Genomic DNA, 14,116 nt, shown 5'->3' on the forward strand with positions numbered 1-14,116 from the left:
TCAGACGCCGCGCCGCGGCGTCTGCCTTTACTGAATCTCAGATAATAGCTGCGGCTCGCCAATTAAATATCCCTGAAGATAGTCGATCCCCAACGACAGCACGACGCTTCGTATTTCTTCGCTCTCGACATACTCCGCGACGACCTGCATTTTTTTCATTCGCGCTAAATGACAAATAGAAGCCACGATCTGATAATCGAGACTGTTTGACACTATATTGCGAATAAAACTGCCGTCAATTTTAAGAATATCGGCGTTAACGTTTTTCAGCCGCGCATAGCTGGCGTAGCCTGTACCGAAATCATCAATCGCTATCTGACAGCCAAACTGCTGTAGCTGTCCCAGCGTCAACTGCGCCTGCTCAGCATTGGTGAGAGAGTTGCTTTCCGTTACCTCAAAAACCAGTTGCCAGGGTTCAACCTGATATTGCGTAAGCAACTGCTTAACTTCTGCAGGAAAACGGGCGCGGCATACCGATGTTGGCGACAGATTAATGGCAAAACGATGCGCGGGCATATATTCCCGGCTGGCCGCCATAAACCGCAGCGTGTTTTCAATCACCCAGAGATCGATAGCGGAAGACAAACCAAACTCATGCGCCACGGGTAAAAAATTGTCCGGGTTGATAACGTCGCCGTTGTCATCCCTGAGTCGCAGTAAAATTTCATGGTAAACGTCCCCGCGAACACCGAAAATAGGCTGCGCCATCAGGAAAAAATGATCGTGCTCCAACGCCTGTTGCAGGCGATTCATCATCGCAATTCTGCCCTTCAAATCGCGCTGCAGGTGCATTGCGCCGCGCCGCTGTAAATCCTCCGGCGCGTTAGTCGTCAACGAAAGATCGGAACTGGTGCTTAATTCGCCCAACAGCAGATAAAGGTGGCTAACCGGAGAACGCACGCAGCAGTAGCTCACGCCGACAGGCGGCTGTAGCGGCAGTCCATCCCAGATAAACCGAAACTGCTTAATATGTTTATCCAGCGCTTCAATACGCTGCTGATGCGCCTCTGTATTAAGACGCAGCACCAGGTCGTGCCCTGACATCTGGTAGACACACTCATTTGAGGCCAGCATCGGCGTAATCCAGTGAGAGAGCTTTTGCTTATACTGGATGCGTAGCATGACGCCATAATTTTTACCCAATAGCTCCAGGCCCGGCACGTGTAAAAAACAGATCGTAGACCAGGGCGCATTTTGGAGCGCGCGGTTTAACGCACGTAAATTGGGAAGATGTACCACCGGGTCAAGATAGGCCAGCCGCCGTGCGCGACTACTCACTACGCGCTGGCGCGTGGCCAGCACAGACATATAATTAACAATAAAAGAAAAAACCAGATAGCTCGAAGAGGTAATCGCTAATTGCGTATCATAACCTGAATACCAGGGCATATAACGCTGATAATAATGAATTGACGTAATTAGCACGACGGCCCAGATAATTGAAATAAACTTATAGCCATAGCGCATCGCGCCCCACAGCATGACCGGCAATAATAACGAAAGCGTATAGTTGGTACTAAATATTGAACTATTATCAGTCAATGGCATACACAGTATAAACATTAGTGTAGTCAATACGGCCAGCCAAATAACGATCTCTTTTTTAGTGACCTTGCTATCAATCTGTAGCTTTAATTGCTGATAATACCCGCGCAGGTGCAGCGGATTGCGGAGAGTACGAATAATAAAATAGCACAATGGCACGCCGATAAGGTTACCGACCAGTAACGCCTGGTAATTAATCAGCGTGTTGATATTAAAGGGCATTACCCCCATCAGGCTGGCTTTACTTTCGTACATGCCAACAAAAGCGGCAAACTGGTAGATGACCAGAAATAATGTTGCTGAACAAAATACCTGCCAGAACATTCGTTGAAACAACAGGTGGGCGTCGCCGTGGGAAACATTATTTCGCCGGGGGGAAAAGACACGATAACCGCCCCAACTTAGCACGATAGTAATGATAAAGTGCATCGTCACAGAAAGGGTTTCATACAGCCCTGTCTGCGGGTATCTGCGCCAGAAGATAGCAAGCACAATACCCGGCAGTGCTGCCCAGCCGAAAAAGAGCATCAGACTAAGCATAAAAGCTAACGGCAGGTAAAAAAGAACCACATTTCCAGTGCTGGTAAGCGCATAAGTATTTGCGCTACTTAAAACAGGTAGTAAAATCGAAGGGAGAATGAGCGGTAGTCCCCACCATTTATCTCTGATATTTATATAAGTTTTATTTAGTTTCATAGATGCTCAGCAGAACCCCCCAATCCCAAAGGGGCGTTAACAGACAGGCATCCCACCTGACTTTAAATTGATGATGCGATATACATCACACGATAGTCATCGATTGTAATTATTAAACAAAAGTAACATTTGATTTAAGTCAATTATTACCCTTCTCCTGCAACCTTTATTCACCTTTTTATTCTTTGTTATCATTAATTTATTATTAATGTAAATACTAAAATTATCTTCCATAACAATATAAGATAAATCAACTGACGCAATTTTACATTAAGAGGAATTGACCATCGGTTCGCAGTATGCCTTAATGTAGAGTGAACGCAGGCTTGTTACGTTCTTCGCCTTGATAATACCCTTGAAGAACCCAGCCTGATCCCGCCCATATCGCTGGGCCAACGTTAAGGAACCCTTTGTGAGTCAGGCCAACAGTATGCGAAAACGACATCGATTTAACACTCGCATGACCCGTATCGTACTGCTTATCAGTTTTCTCTTCTTCTTTGGACGTTTCGTCTACTCTTCTATCGGCGCCTGGCAGCACCATCAGGATAAAAAAGAAGCGCAACAGTCATCGCTTTCTGTCACCACGCCGGGACAACGTTAAGCTGTTATCCGTTGGCGATATTATCGTCACAGGCTTACTGTGTTATCCAGAACTCTGTTTTCCCTTCCCTGGCTTAGCATGAACCGATAAAAACAAAGCATCGTACTATCTAATGCTTTGTTTTTTAGTCTAAAAAAACAATCAACTACAAGAAACGATAGTTTACTTTTTTTAAGATTAGTCTTAAATACATTCCTTTTTGCGTTATTACCTAAACAAGGAATTGTGATGAATTTTAAAAAAAATGCTTTGCCTCTGGTTTTGTTTGCCTCTTTTTCTCTTGCCGGATGCCAGTCCAATGCGGATGACTATGCCGCAGATGTTTACCAAACCGGGCAGTTAAACGCGAAGCAAGAAACAAAGACCGTCAATATTATCTCTGTTTTGCCAGCGAAAGTTGCCGTAGATAACACCGCCAATAAAAAAACCGCTCAGACCTTCGGCGCAATTCTTGGGGCTGTAGCGGGCGGCGTTACTGGTCATAACGTGGGTTCAGGTAGCGGTTTGGGTACTACTGCCGGCGCGGTTGGCGGCGGAGCCGTTGGCGCAGCGGCGGGTTCATTAGTTAAAGATAAAACGTTAGTTGAAGCTGTATCTTTGACTTACAAAGAAGGAACGAAGGTTTATACCTCCACCCAGGTTGGAAAAACGTGCCAATTTACCACCGGTCTGGCGATGGTGATATCGACCAAAGATAACGAAACGCGAATTCAACCCAATACGAAATGTCCTGAGAAAAGCTAACTATCAGGAGATTTTATGAAGAAAGTTATTTTAGCCACTGTTTTATTCACCCTAAGCGGCTCGGTTTTATCTTCTTCTTTGCAGGATCAGCTTGCGGCGGTAGCCCAGGCTGAACAGCAAGGAAAAAATGAAGAAAACAGACAACGTGATGCTCTGCAAGCCAAACGAGATCAAGAGGCTCAACAGGAAAGACAAAGGCAAGCCAATGCGGCCGCGGTTGCTAAGCAGCGAGCAAAAGCGGCAGAAGCTGAACGGAAAGCACGGCAAGCAAAATTGGCAGCGGAAGCCGCGCAAGATAAAGCGCGCGATCAAAGCTACGAAGATGAGCTTCGTCGTTTAGAAATTCAGAAACAAAAACTGGCGCTGGCCAGGGAAGAGGCCCGGGTAAAAAGAGAAAATGAATTCATCGATCAAGAGCTGAAAAGTAAAGCTGCCCAGACAGATGTTATTCAATCTCATGCTGATGCAAACAGAAATCTATCTGAAGGCGGTCGCGATCTGCTGCAAAGCGAAGGTAAAGCCCGTGAGAAAAAGGCAAGCGGCTGGTTTAACTGATTTCGCTAATCATTTGTGTATTAGCTCAGATTTGACCTGACACAACTATGGCACAGACCTAAACCTAATCTGACAGGCAGGTCTGTGCCAGCAGCAGGACCGGTTTGCCATTCATCACGATAAGCCGTCCCTGCTAGTTATAGCGGGTCACAGGAACGATTTTTAGCGGCTCATTCACATCCGCCTTTGTGAAGTTGCGTAAGGTATTTCGAATACGTAACACCCGTTCTTCCGGCGTAGTGAGGCCAAATTTCGCCTGCAGCATCACAATCGGTTGATGGAAGATATAAACCGTACGGGCTCGCTCTGCGTCGGTGGGTTCCTGACGGGGTTCTGCGGCAAGAGAATAAAACGAGATAATCGATAACATCGTCGAGATAATTGCGAGCACAAGCTTATTCATACCCACCACCGAGTAATGTGAAATTATCATTATTATTCAAGCAACCAGCCGAGCGGCAGATCTTGTATTTTCTGAGCATAGACCAGTAGTTCACATCTGCAATATCTTGCAATCTACGAAACCGTCATTGCTCAAAGCCCGTATTGACGCCATCCAACGCCGCGCCGAAAAAACGCATGATATAACCAAATGATGCATACGCAATAATTTCAGTAACTTATAAATAACCAATTATAAAGATTACATTTTTGCAGATTTGACTATTCTTAAATGGGTTCCCTTTTTGATGTCAGATCACCCCCACAATTACTACTCTGGAAGCCATTTTTACCTCTGATTATTCGTCCTACTCACTCAGGAAAGGTTTATGAAAGTTAAAGTCATCACCAGCGCGGTTTTGCTGGCACTTATGGTGTCTCAGCCCGCAACTGCAGTCGACGCCCCACAATCGCCGCTAATGAAACAACTCAATAATGGCAACTGGCTTCCTCAGGAAGAAGCACAGTCGCTCAGCGATGAACTTTACTATCAGGACGCGATCCAGGCCTATATTCAGACGTTGCCGCTGTTGAACACTATTGGCCTGCGCGATGGTTCAGAGGCGGCATTTGGCAAAGGCTATAATGTCCTGCCTATCTGGAAAGAGCGGATGGACAGCCGCGCCGTGGTGCCAACGCCGAACGGTGACGTTATCTATTCAATGAGCTACCTGGATCTGAAAGAAACCGGTCCGCTGGTCATCAAAGCGCCACCGAACGTGATTGGCATGTTTACCGACTTCTTCCAGAAAACCATTACCGATGTGGGCGCTATTGGTCCGGATCGTGCTCGTGGCGGGCTGTACCTGTTATTGCCCCCGGACTACGACGGGCCGGTGCCTCAGGGGTACTACGCGTTTAAATCCTCGACCTACAATGTGTTCCTGTTCTTCAGAACCATTATGGGCAAAGGTGACGGGAAGCCTGATCCGGTTCCGGCGGTGAAAAGCGCGGAAACAACGCGCGTCTATCCGCTGTGGGATGTTGAAAAAGAAGTCAAACCGATGCAGTTCCCGGACGCCAGCGGTAAGCGTGTCAATATGATGTACCCGACCGACGCCAGCTACTGGCAGAAACTGAAAACCTTCGTGGACTATGAGCCGTTGACGGCAATCCCGGAAGAAACACGCAGCGCGTTACTGAGCATTGGGATGGTGAAAGGCAAACCGTTCAACCCAACGGCGAAGCAGCAAGAGATGCTGAAAAAAGCCGTCGAGACCGCGCCACGCATGATCCTTGCGCGTCGCCAGGTGGGCCGGGACGATCAACGCCAATTGTATTACAAGGACCGCCAGTGGGAAAACTCATGGGCGGGAGCAACAGCGGAGTGGATGCAGTACGGCACGCTTGATGCCAATCAGCGCGCAGCATTTTTCCAGATTGCCTATTCCAGCGCCGCGGCAATGGTGATGCACACCACGGGGGCGGGGTCTAAGTATCCATATGCGGTCAAGGACAATACCGGCAAGTTCCTTGATGGAAGCAACACTTACAAGCTCCATTTGCCGCCAAACCCGCCAGCGGCGCTGTTCTGGGCGGTCACCGCTTATAACATCACCGACGGTACCATGCCGGAAACTGACCAGTTACTGCCGTCGACCAATGGCTATTACAACATACCCAAGAACAAAGATGGTTCTATCGACCTGTGGTTTGGGCCGAATAAACCAGAAGGCGTCGCCGACAGCGCGTTTATTAAAACCGTTTCTGGCCGTAATTTCCTCGTGGCATTACGACTTTATGGTACCGAAGACGGTTTCTATGACCAGACCTGGGTGCCGGACGATCTGGTTCAGACCAATAAATAACAGTGAGACATAAGATGAAAATGAAACACCTGGCGATGTTGACTGCTCTGACGCTCAGCGCCGGAGCCTTTGCCCAGAACGCACCGCTGACGATCCCGCATCCGACCAAGTTTGATGAGCTGAAGCAACCGTCACCGGACGTCACGATGCCGGAGAGCTATGTGAAGGCCATTGCACAGCAGGCCTACCTTTGGGGCTGGCCGATGGTGAACCAGTTCAACCGCCGTGAAACCATCACCAAAGCGCCATACCCGGCGCTTAACGGTGGGATGGTTCCGGTCGCGCCGATGGGCCAGCTCAGCATGCTCACCGACTACATCAAACCGGAAGAGACCTTCGTTACCTGCCCGAACCAGGACGTAGCCTACGGACTTGGCTTCTTTGAGCTGGATAAAGAGCCTGTCGTTATCCAGGTGCCGGATTTTGGCGACCGATTCTGGGTTTATGCCATCTATGATGCCCGTACCGATCAGATTGGTAATGTGGGTAAACCCTATGGAACGAAGCCAGGTTTCTATTTGCTCGTGGGTCCCAACTGGAAAGGTGAAACGCCAAAAGGCTTTAACGGCGTAATTCAGTCTTCGACAGAAATGGCGAACGTCATTCCCCGTATTCAGATGGATGATACGCCGGAAGATCGCAGGGCGATTCAAGCGCCCATCAAAGAAGTGATGACTTATCCGTTGAGTCAATTTGATGGCAAGATGAAATCCTATGAGTACTCCAAAATCCCGGCGATCGGTGATAAACCGGATGCCAGCGCCGGAGAAACGCCTTGGGTCGTTCCGGAAAAATTCTTTGACCAGTTCGCTAACGTGCTGGAAAAAGTACCGCCACTTCCGGGTGAAGAGGCCCTGTATGCGCAGTTCCGCCATCTAGTAGACGCTGGCAAGAAAAACCCGGAAATCCGTAAATGGATGGATGCCGCCGCTGTCGAGACGGACAAAACCGTCATCGCGGATTTCTTTAAATGGAAGAACAACGGTGTGCCTGCAGGCAACGGCTGGAACCGTTCCAAAAATAACGCCGAGTTTGGTGTGGATTACTACAACCGTACCGGTACGTCCAAATCCAATATGTTCGACAACAAGCCGGACGAAACGCAGTATTTCTACACCGACAATGATGCCACAGGGAAGCAGCTTTCAGGTGAGCATGACTACACGGTAACCTTCCCGAAAGGCGGGCTTCCGCCGGTGAAGGGCTTCTGGTCACTTACGCTCTACAACAGCAAGCATCTGTTCAGCCCAAATGAACTGAACCGTTATTCGCTGGGGACGAAAAATAAAAACCTGAAGTATAACGAAGACGGTTCACTGACCCTCTACGTGAGCAAAAAGCGCCCTTCTGAGGATAAAGTGAATAACTGGCTGCCGGCACCTGACGGCAACCTGTCACTCTATATCCGAGCATATTGGGGGGAACAACCAATTCTGGATGGTACCTGGCAGCCGCCAAAAATTGAAACGGTTAAATAAGCCGCCTGTAGCCCTCTGTTTATGACAGGGGGCTTTTTTCCTCCTTCCGTTTAGCGCACATAAGGAACAACCATACTTAAATCTCCCACATTAATCTCCCACATTGCAGGAGAGTTGAGTATGAACACGTCACCGTGAAACAAAGACCGTATCATCGGCCAAAAAAGGTCACTTCAGATATCTCATATCTGGGGGATCCGAATCCGGCTTGAACAGGAAGGTAAAACGCGTGATTTAGCTCTGTTCAATATGGCCCTGGACAGTAAACTACCAGGCTGTGATCTGGTCAAACTCAAAGTATCTGATGTTGCATATGGTGGCTCTGTTTCAAAAACCGGTAGCCCTGTGCAATTTGAAATAACCAAAGGGACAAGAGAAGCTGTTGCTGCTTTGATAAATGCCTGGCAATTTTCATAGCAAAGACTTCTTGTTTCGGTCTCGAGTCGGAACTAATCAGCACATATCAATCCGGCAATACAACCGAATTTTTCATGGATGGGTAGAAAAGCCTGGTCTCGAAGCTTCGCTTTACGGCACACATTCCATGAGAAGAACAAAACCTCACCTGATCTACAAGAAAACCAAGAGTCTCTGGGTGATCCAACTACTGTGGGCCATAAGAAACGGGAAAGCGCTGTCCGATATTTGGGCATTGAAGCCGATGATGCGTTCGAAATCCCTGAATCAATTGAAGTATAGGGTCGTCAGGGCTGCAACAGCAGCTCTGTGCAGAAGCCGACCTTTCTAAAGCAATTATGTGTCAACAAAGTGGTTGAAGATCAGCGAATTAGTTCATCACAGGGATATTATGATAGATTGTTTGTCAGTTAGAAAGCAGCCTAACCAAACAACCAGGGAAAGGAGAGTAATCGGTATGACGATTTTAGTGACGGTGCAGGCTCAGCTCATTACTGGAGAAGCGCAGATAATAAAAAGCCAGGCTCCTGAGGGGATGCTGGCCGCCGTATTTGAAGATGACGGCCAGACCGGGTATTTCTACGCGCTCGATGAATCCGTTGAAGGAAACTCGATTCAGGATGCAGTGCATATCTACAATGTCGAGGATATTTCAGACGGTCACATTCCTTCTGACGTTAAAATCGGCTGGTCAGAAGACAGTCAGAAGTGCGTGCTCCTTATCAACGGATATCCGCATGGAGCATTCGATTTCGTGGGGAAAAATGGGTACTGCAGAAGCGGATTTCCTCCTCCAATAAACAAGGTATGGTCTGTGTCCGGCCATGAGTGGAGCGATTCGGTGGATGACTTTTTCCGGTGAGTTATGGTGGGCTTAACGCCTGCCGTTATTTTCTACCCATATTGATAATGTCACTCTGAAAGGAGCGGACAGTTTCATGGGCTCTCAGGAGATAAACTATGTACTCCGAATGACTATATTTCGCTATTTCGCTCGAAGCCGACTGTCAGATTTGATTGTGTGCTGCCAGTGAAACCCGCTATTGTGTCGATGTAGTGCTTTACCGTCAGGAGCTGTGCGCTACACAGAAAACTCATCTATGCACATAAATAAAAACCCTCTGCAAAAACAGAGGGTTAAATTTCCTTTTACCTGTTCATGAAAACACAGGAAGGGTTATCGGCTTATTCCCACTCAATGGTAGCCGGTGGTTTACCGCTAATGTCATACACCACACGGGAAATCCCGTTGACTTCATTGATAATGCGGTTGGAAACACGACCCAGGAAGTCATACGGCAGATGTGCCCAGTGCGCGGTCATAAAGTCGATGGTTTCGACGGCACGCAGAGAGACCACCCAATCGTACTTACGACCATCGCCCATGACGCCTACGGAACGGACCGGCAGGAAGACGGTGAACGCCTGACTAACTTTGTCGTACAGATCCGCTTTGCGCAGTTCTTCAATGAAGATAGCGTCCGCACGGCGCAGCAGGTCGCAGTACTCTTTCTTCACTTCACCCAGTACGCGCACGCCGAGGCCCGGCCCCGGGAACGGATGGCGATACAGCATATCGTACGGCAGGCCCAGCTCCAGACCAATCTTACGCACTTCGTCTTTGAACAGCTCTTTCAGCGGTTCAACCAGCCCCATCTTCATCTCTTTCGGCAAGCCGCCGACATTGTGGTGAGATTTGATGACGTGCGCTTTACCGGTTGCAGACGCCGCAGATTCGATAACGTCAGGGTAGATAGTCCCCTGCGCCAGCCATTTCACGTCTTCCAGTTTGAGCGCTTCTTCATCGAATACTTCAACGAAAACGCGACCGATGATCTTACGCTTGGCTTCTGGATCGTTTTCGCCAGCCAACGCGGACAGGAAGCGATCTTCTGCCGGTACGTGAACAATGTTCAGACCAAAATGGTCGCCAAACATGTCCATCACCTGCTCGGCTTCGTTGAGGCGTAACAGGCCGTTGTCGACGAATACACAGGTCAGATTTTTACCGATCGCGCGGTGCAGCAGCATGGCGGTTACGGAGGAATCCACGCCGCCGGAGAGACCGAGGATTACTTTGTCGTCGCCCACCTGCTCGCGAATGCGCGCCACGGCGTCGTCGATGATCTTCGCCGGCGTCCACAGGGCTTCACACTGGCAGATATCGCGTACAAAACGCTCCAGCATACGCATACCCTGGCGGGTGTGGGTCACTTCCGGGTGGAACTGTACGCCGTAGAAGCGTTTTTCTTCGTTGGCCATGATGGCGAACGGGCAGCTTTCGGTGCTGGCGACGGTCACGAAGTCGGACGGAATCGCCGTCACTTTATCGCCGTGGCTCATCCACACGTCCAGCAGCGGTTTGCCGTCGGCGGTCAGGGAATCTTCAATACCGCGAACCAGCGCGCTGTCGGTCAATACTTCGACCTGCGCGTAACCAAATTCACGCTCATTAGAACCTTCTACATGACCACCAAGCTGCATCGCCATAGTCTGCATCCCGTAGCAGACGCCAAATACCGGCACGCCTGCTTCAAAGACATACTGCGGCGCGCGCGGGCTGTTTTCTTCGGTGGTGCTTTCCGGGCCGCCGGAAAGAATAATGCCGCTTGGGTTGAAGTCACGAATTTGCGCTTCTGTCACATCCCACGCCCACAGTTCGCAGTAAACGCCCAGCTCACGCACGCGGCGCGCAACCAGTTGAGTGTACTGAGAACCGAAGTCCAGAATGAGGATGCGATGCTTATGAATGTTTTCCGTCATTGACGCTTATTCCGAGGCAAGTGAAACAGATTAAATAAATCGCCCGACGCGAAGGTCGGGCGAAGAAAATCAGGAGCCCAGACGGTAGTTCGGGGACTCTTTGGTGATGGTCACGTCGTGAACGTGGCTTTCCTGAATGCCCGCACCGCTGATACGCACAAACTCCGCTTTAGTACGCAGTTCGTCGATGGTAGCACAACCGGTCAGCCCCATACAGGAGCGCAGGCCGCCCATCTGCTGGTGAATGATCTCTTTCAGGCGACCTTTATAGGCTACGCGGCCTTCGATACCTTCCGGCACCAGTTTGTCGGCGGCGTTGTCGCTCTGGAAGTAACGGTCGGAGGAACCTTTGGACATCGCGCCCAGCGAGCCCATCCCACGGTAAGATTTGTACGAACGGCCCTGGTAGAGTTCGATTTCGCCCGGGGATTCTTCGGTACCCGCCAGCATGGAACCCACCATTACCGCGCTCGCGCCTGCGGCGATGGCTTTGGCGATGTCGCCGGAGAAACGAATACCGCCGTCAGCGATAACCGGAATCCCGGTGCCTTCCAGCGCTTCCACCGCGTCGGAAACAGCGGTGATCTGCGGAACGCCCACACCAGTCACGATACGAGTCGTACAGATGGAACCCGGGCCGATGCCCACTTTCACCGCGCTGCAACCGGCTTCCGCCAGTGCGCGAGCGCCTGCGCCCGTCGCAACGTTGCCGCCGATGATTTGCAGGTCAGGATATTTTGCGCGCGTTTCACGGATACGTTGCAACACGCCTTCAGAGTGACCGTGAGAGGAGTCGATCAGCAGTACGTCAACGCCTGCCGCCACCAGCGCGTCAACGCGCTCTTCGTTGCCCGCGCCTGCGCCGACCGCCGCGCCGACACGTAAACGGCCCTGCTCATCTTTACAGGAGTTTGGTTTACGTTCCGCTTTCTGGAAATCTTTTACGGTAATCATGCCAAGCAGATGGAAGTTATCATCAACGACCAGCGCTTTTTCTACGCGTTTTTCGTGCATTTTTGCCAGCACGACTTCACGGGCTTCACCTTCACGAACGGTCACCAGACGCTCTTTCGGCGTCATGTAGACACTCACCGGCTGGTTCAGGTCAGTCACAAAACGCACGTCACGACCGGTGATGATACCCACCAGCTCGTTATCTTCAGTCACCACCGGATAGCCCGCAAAACCGTTACGCTCGGTCAGGGCTTTCACTTCATGCAACGTGGTGGTTGGCAGGACGGTCTGCGGGTCGGTCACTACGCCGGACTCGTGTTTCTTCACGCGGCGAACTTCTTCCGCCTGGCGCTCGATGGACATGTTTTTGTGGATAAAACCAATGCCGCCTTCCTGAGCCAGGGCAATTGCCAGGCGCGCTTCCGTCACGGTGTCCATCGCCGCAGAAAGCATAGGAATATTCAGACGAATAGTTTTCGTCAACTGCGTGCTGAGATCGGCAGTATTCGGCAAAACGGTGGAGTGAGCGGGAACAAGGAGGACGTCGTCAAACGTCAGGGCTTCTTTAGCGATACGTAGCATGGGCAATATCTCACCTGGGAGGTTAATAAATATTGCCGCGGCATTATACAGAACGTAATCGGTTGCATCTACATTTTTTTGCAAATAGTGCTTGCGATCCCCCGTGAGCAGGTTACTATCGATTGAATAACCTGCTGATTTAGAATTTGATCCCGCTCACATGTTATCCTCTCAAACTTCCTCAATTTTTACCGTAAGCCGCCTTAACCAGACGGTTCGTCTGCTGTTAGAACAGGAGATGGGACAGGTATGGATCAGCGGCGAGCTTTCTAATTTCACGCAGCCTGCGTCGGGCCACTGGTACTTTACGCTCAAAGACGATACCGCTCAGGTGCGCTGTGCGATGTTCCGTAACAGCAATCGCCGGGTGACGTTCCGCCCGCAGCACGGGCAGCAGGTGCTGGTACGCGCCAATATTACGCTGTACGAGCCGCGCGGCGATTATCAAATCATCGCCGAAAGTATGCAGCCGGCGGGCGAAGGCTTGTTGCAGCAGAAATATGAGCAGCTAAAAGCCAAACTCCAGGCCGAAGGGTTGTTCGATCAGCAGCATAAACAACCGTTGCCCTCCCCGGCCCACTGCGTGGGGGTGATCACCTCGAAAACCGGCGCGGCACTGCACGATATTCTCCACGTGCTAAAGCGTCGTGACCCATCCCTGCCCGTTATTATCTATCCAACCGCAGTCCAGGGCGACGATGCGCCGGGACAGATCGTTCGCGCCATTGAACTGGCGAACGCGCGCGGCGAGTGCGACGTGTTAATTGTCGGGCGCGGCGGCGGCTCACTGGAAGATTTGTGGAGTTTTAACGACGAGCGCGTGGCGCGGGCGATTTTTGCCAGCCGCATTCCGGTGGTCAGCGCCGTCGGTCACGAAACGGACGTCACGATAGCTGATTTTGTCGCCGACCTGCGCGCGCCGACGCCATCAGCAGCGGCAGAAATTGTCAGCCGTAACCAGCAGGAGTTGTTGCGCCAGATTCAATCCGCCCAGCAGCGTCTGGGCATGGCGATGGACTACTACCTCGCCAACCGCAGCCGTCGTTTCACGCAGATTTTTCACCGCCTGCAACAGCAACACCCGCAACTGCGTCTGGCCCGCCAGCAAACCGCGCTGGAACGTCTACGCCAACGGATGGGGTTTGCGCTTGAGGCCAGGATTAAGCAGGCCACTCAGCGCCAACAGCGCGTAAGTCAACGCCTGAGCCAGCAAAATCCGCAGCCGCGAATTCACCGCGCGCAGTCGCGCATCCAACAGCTGGAATATCGTCTGACGGAGAATATCCGCTCACGGTTAAGCGAACAGCGCGAACGCTTTGGCAACGCGGTCACGCATCTGGAGGCGGTCAGCCCGTTAGCCACGCTGGCGCGCGGCTATACGGTTTCGACGACAACGGACGGCAAGGTGCTGAAAAAGATCAAACAGGTCAAAGCAGGCGATATCATGACCACGAGACTGGAGGACGGCTGGCTTGAAAGTGAAGTCAAATCCGTCACGCCGGGCACGTAATCCAACATTCCCCCACCCT

Annotated in this window: 12 protein-coding genes and 1 pseudogene; 8 read left to right on the forward strand and 5 right to left on the reverse strand. The window is 50.9% G+C overall.

Annotation, left to right across the window (positions count from 1 at the left end):
* Window positions 1-27: 27 nt before the first annotated feature.
* The gene (locus tag NA624_RS18605) at window positions 28-2,241 is read right to left on the reverse strand and encodes a bifunctional diguanylate cyclase/phosphodiesterase (protein WP_000773652.1); all 2,214 of its coding nucleotides are present in this window, start codon (window positions 2,239-2,241) and stop codon (window positions 28-30) included.
* A gap of 96 nt (window positions 2,242-2,337) precedes the next feature.
* On the reverse strand, window positions 2,338-2,475 hold the full coding sequence (locus NA624_RS18610; protein ID WP_001640907.1) for a hypothetical protein: 138 nt from the start codon (window positions 2,473-2,475) through the stop codon (window positions 2,338-2,340).
* A 178-nt stretch (window positions 2,476-2,653) separates the two neighbouring features.
* Between NA624_RS18610 and NA624_RS18615 the strand changes: the two genes are divergently transcribed.
* The 3 genes from NA624_RS18615 (at window position 2,654) to NA624_RS18625 (ending at window position 4,144) form a co-directional block, all read left to right on the forward strand.
* The gene (locus tag NA624_RS18615; protein ID WP_000075924.1) at window positions 2,654-2,845 is read left to right on the forward strand and encodes a YfgG family protein; all 192 of its coding nucleotides are present in this window, start codon (window positions 2,654-2,656) and stop codon (window positions 2,843-2,845) included.
* 225 nt (window positions 2,846-3,070) lie between these two features.
* On the forward strand, window positions 3,071-3,589 hold the full coding sequence (locus NA624_RS18620; RefSeq protein WP_023136450.1) for a glycine zipper 2TM domain-containing protein: 519 nt from the start codon (window positions 3,071-3,073) through the stop codon (window positions 3,587-3,589).
* A 15-nt stretch (window positions 3,590-3,604) separates the two neighbouring features.
* Window positions 3,605-4,144 carry a DUF5384 family protein gene (locus NA624_RS18625; RefSeq protein WP_000755795.1) on the forward strand — a complete coding sequence of 180 codons (540 nt, stop codon included), beginning with the start codon at window positions 3,605-3,607 and terminating at the stop codon, window positions 4,142-4,144.
* Between the two features lie 133 nt (window positions 4,145-4,277).
* Here the strand turns inward: NA624_RS18625 and NA624_RS18630 are convergent, their stop codons facing one another.
* The gene (locus NA624_RS18630) at window positions 4,278-4,547 is read right to left on the reverse strand and encodes a hypothetical protein (RefSeq protein ID WP_001545423.1); all 270 of its coding nucleotides are present in this window, start codon (window positions 4,545-4,547) and stop codon (window positions 4,278-4,280) included.
* 367 nt (window positions 4,548-4,914) lie between these two features.
* Here NA624_RS18630 and NA624_RS18635 point away from each other — a divergent pair, with 367 nt between their 5' ends.
* The 4 genes and pseudogenes from NA624_RS18635 (at window position 4,915) to NA624_RS18650 (ending at window position 9,150) form a co-directional block, all read left to right on the forward strand.
* Complete coding sequence (locus tag NA624_RS18635; protein ID WP_000865512.1) at window positions 4,915-6,393, forward strand: DUF1254 domain-containing protein; 1,479 nt, start codon at window positions 4,915-4,917, stop codon at window positions 6,391-6,393.
* Window positions 6,394-6,407: 14 nt separating this feature from the next.
* Entirely contained in the window at window positions 6,408-7,871 is a 1,464-nt protein-coding gene (locus tag NA624_RS18640; protein WP_000782337.1) for a DUF1254 domain-containing protein, read from the forward strand.
* A gap of 150 nt (window positions 7,872-8,021) precedes the next feature.
* Window positions 8,022-8,570 (forward strand): annotated as a pseudogene (locus tag NA624_RS18645) (tyrosine-type recombinase/integrase).
* A gap of 175 nt (window positions 8,571-8,745) precedes the next feature.
* Entirely contained in the window at window positions 8,746-9,150 is a 405-nt protein-coding gene (locus tag NA624_RS18650; protein ID WP_000154268.1) for a DUF2251 domain-containing protein, read from the forward strand.
* Between the two features lie 323 nt (window positions 9,151-9,473).
* Here NA624_RS18650 and guaA read toward each other — a convergent pair whose 3' ends face one another.
* Together guaA and guaB are read right to left on the reverse strand one after the other, a co-directional pair.
* The gene (gene guaA, locus NA624_RS18655) at window positions 9,474-11,051 is read right to left on the reverse strand and encodes a glutamine-hydrolyzing GMP synthase (RefSeq protein WP_000138293.1); all 1,578 of its coding nucleotides are present in this window, start codon (window positions 11,049-11,051) and stop codon (window positions 9,474-9,476) included.
* Between the two features lie 69 nt (window positions 11,052-11,120).
* Window positions 11,121-12,587, reverse strand: coding sequence for an IMP dehydrogenase (guaB, locus tag NA624_RS18660; protein ID WP_000944174.1), 1,467 nt, complete (start codon window positions 12,585-12,587; stop codon window positions 11,121-11,123).
* 160 nt (window positions 12,588-12,747) lie between these two features.
* Here guaB and xseA point away from each other — a divergent pair, with 160 nt between their 5' ends.
* Window positions 12,748-14,097: an exodeoxyribonuclease VII large subunit gene (gene xseA / locus NA624_RS18665; protein ID WP_000953182.1), complete on the forward strand. Its 1,350-nt coding sequence runs from the start codon at window positions 12,748-12,750 to the stop codon at window positions 14,095-14,097.
* Window positions 14,098-14,116 lie beyond the last annotated feature (19 nt).

This window comes from Salmonella sp. NW38 (genome assembly GCF_051807745.1).
Classification (GTDB): domain Bacteria; phylum Pseudomonadota; class Gammaproteobacteria; order Enterobacterales; family Enterobacteriaceae; genus Salmonella; species Salmonella enterica.

What these genes read in the sequence shown, in the direction of transcription:
- NA624_RS18605 (WP_000773652.1), bottom strand. Translation starts at nt 2,241, where the DNA reads ATGAAACTAAATAAAACTTATATAAATATCAGAGATAAATGGTGGGGA.
- NA624_RS18610 (WP_001640907.1), bottom strand. Translation starts at nt 2,475, where the DNA reads ATGGAAGATAATTTTAGTATTTACATTAATAATAAATTAATGATAACA.
- NA624_RS18625 (WP_000755795.1), top strand. Translation starts at nt 3,605, where the DNA reads ATGAAGAAAGTTATTTTAGCCACTGTTTTATTCACCCTAAGCGGCTCG.
- NA624_RS18630 (WP_001545423.1), bottom strand. Translation starts at nt 4,547, where the DNA reads ATGAATAAGCTTGTGCTCGCAATTATCTCGACGATGTTATCGATTATC.
- NA624_RS18635 (WP_000865512.1), top strand. Translation starts at nt 4,915, where the DNA reads ATGAAAGTTAAAGTCATCACCAGCGCGGTTTTGCTGGCACTTATGGTG.
- NA624_RS18640 (WP_000782337.1), top strand. Translation starts at nt 6,408, where the DNA reads ATGAAAATGAAACACCTGGCGATGTTGACTGCTCTGACGCTCAGCGCC.
- NA624_RS18650 (WP_000154268.1), top strand. Translation starts at nt 8,746, where the DNA reads ATGACGATTTTAGTGACGGTGCAGGCTCAGCTCATTACTGGAGAAGCG.
- guaA (WP_000138293.1), bottom strand. Translation starts at nt 11,051, where the DNA reads ATGACGGAAAACATTCATAAGCATCGCATCCTCATTCTGGACTTCGGT.
- guaB (WP_000944174.1), bottom strand. Translation starts at nt 12,587, where the DNA reads ATGCTACGTATCGCTAAAGAAGCCCTGACGTTTGACGACGTCCTCCTT.
- xseA (WP_000953182.1), top strand. Translation starts at nt 12,748, where the DNA reads ATGTTATCCTCTCAAACTTCCTCAATTTTTACCGTAAGCCGCCTTAAC.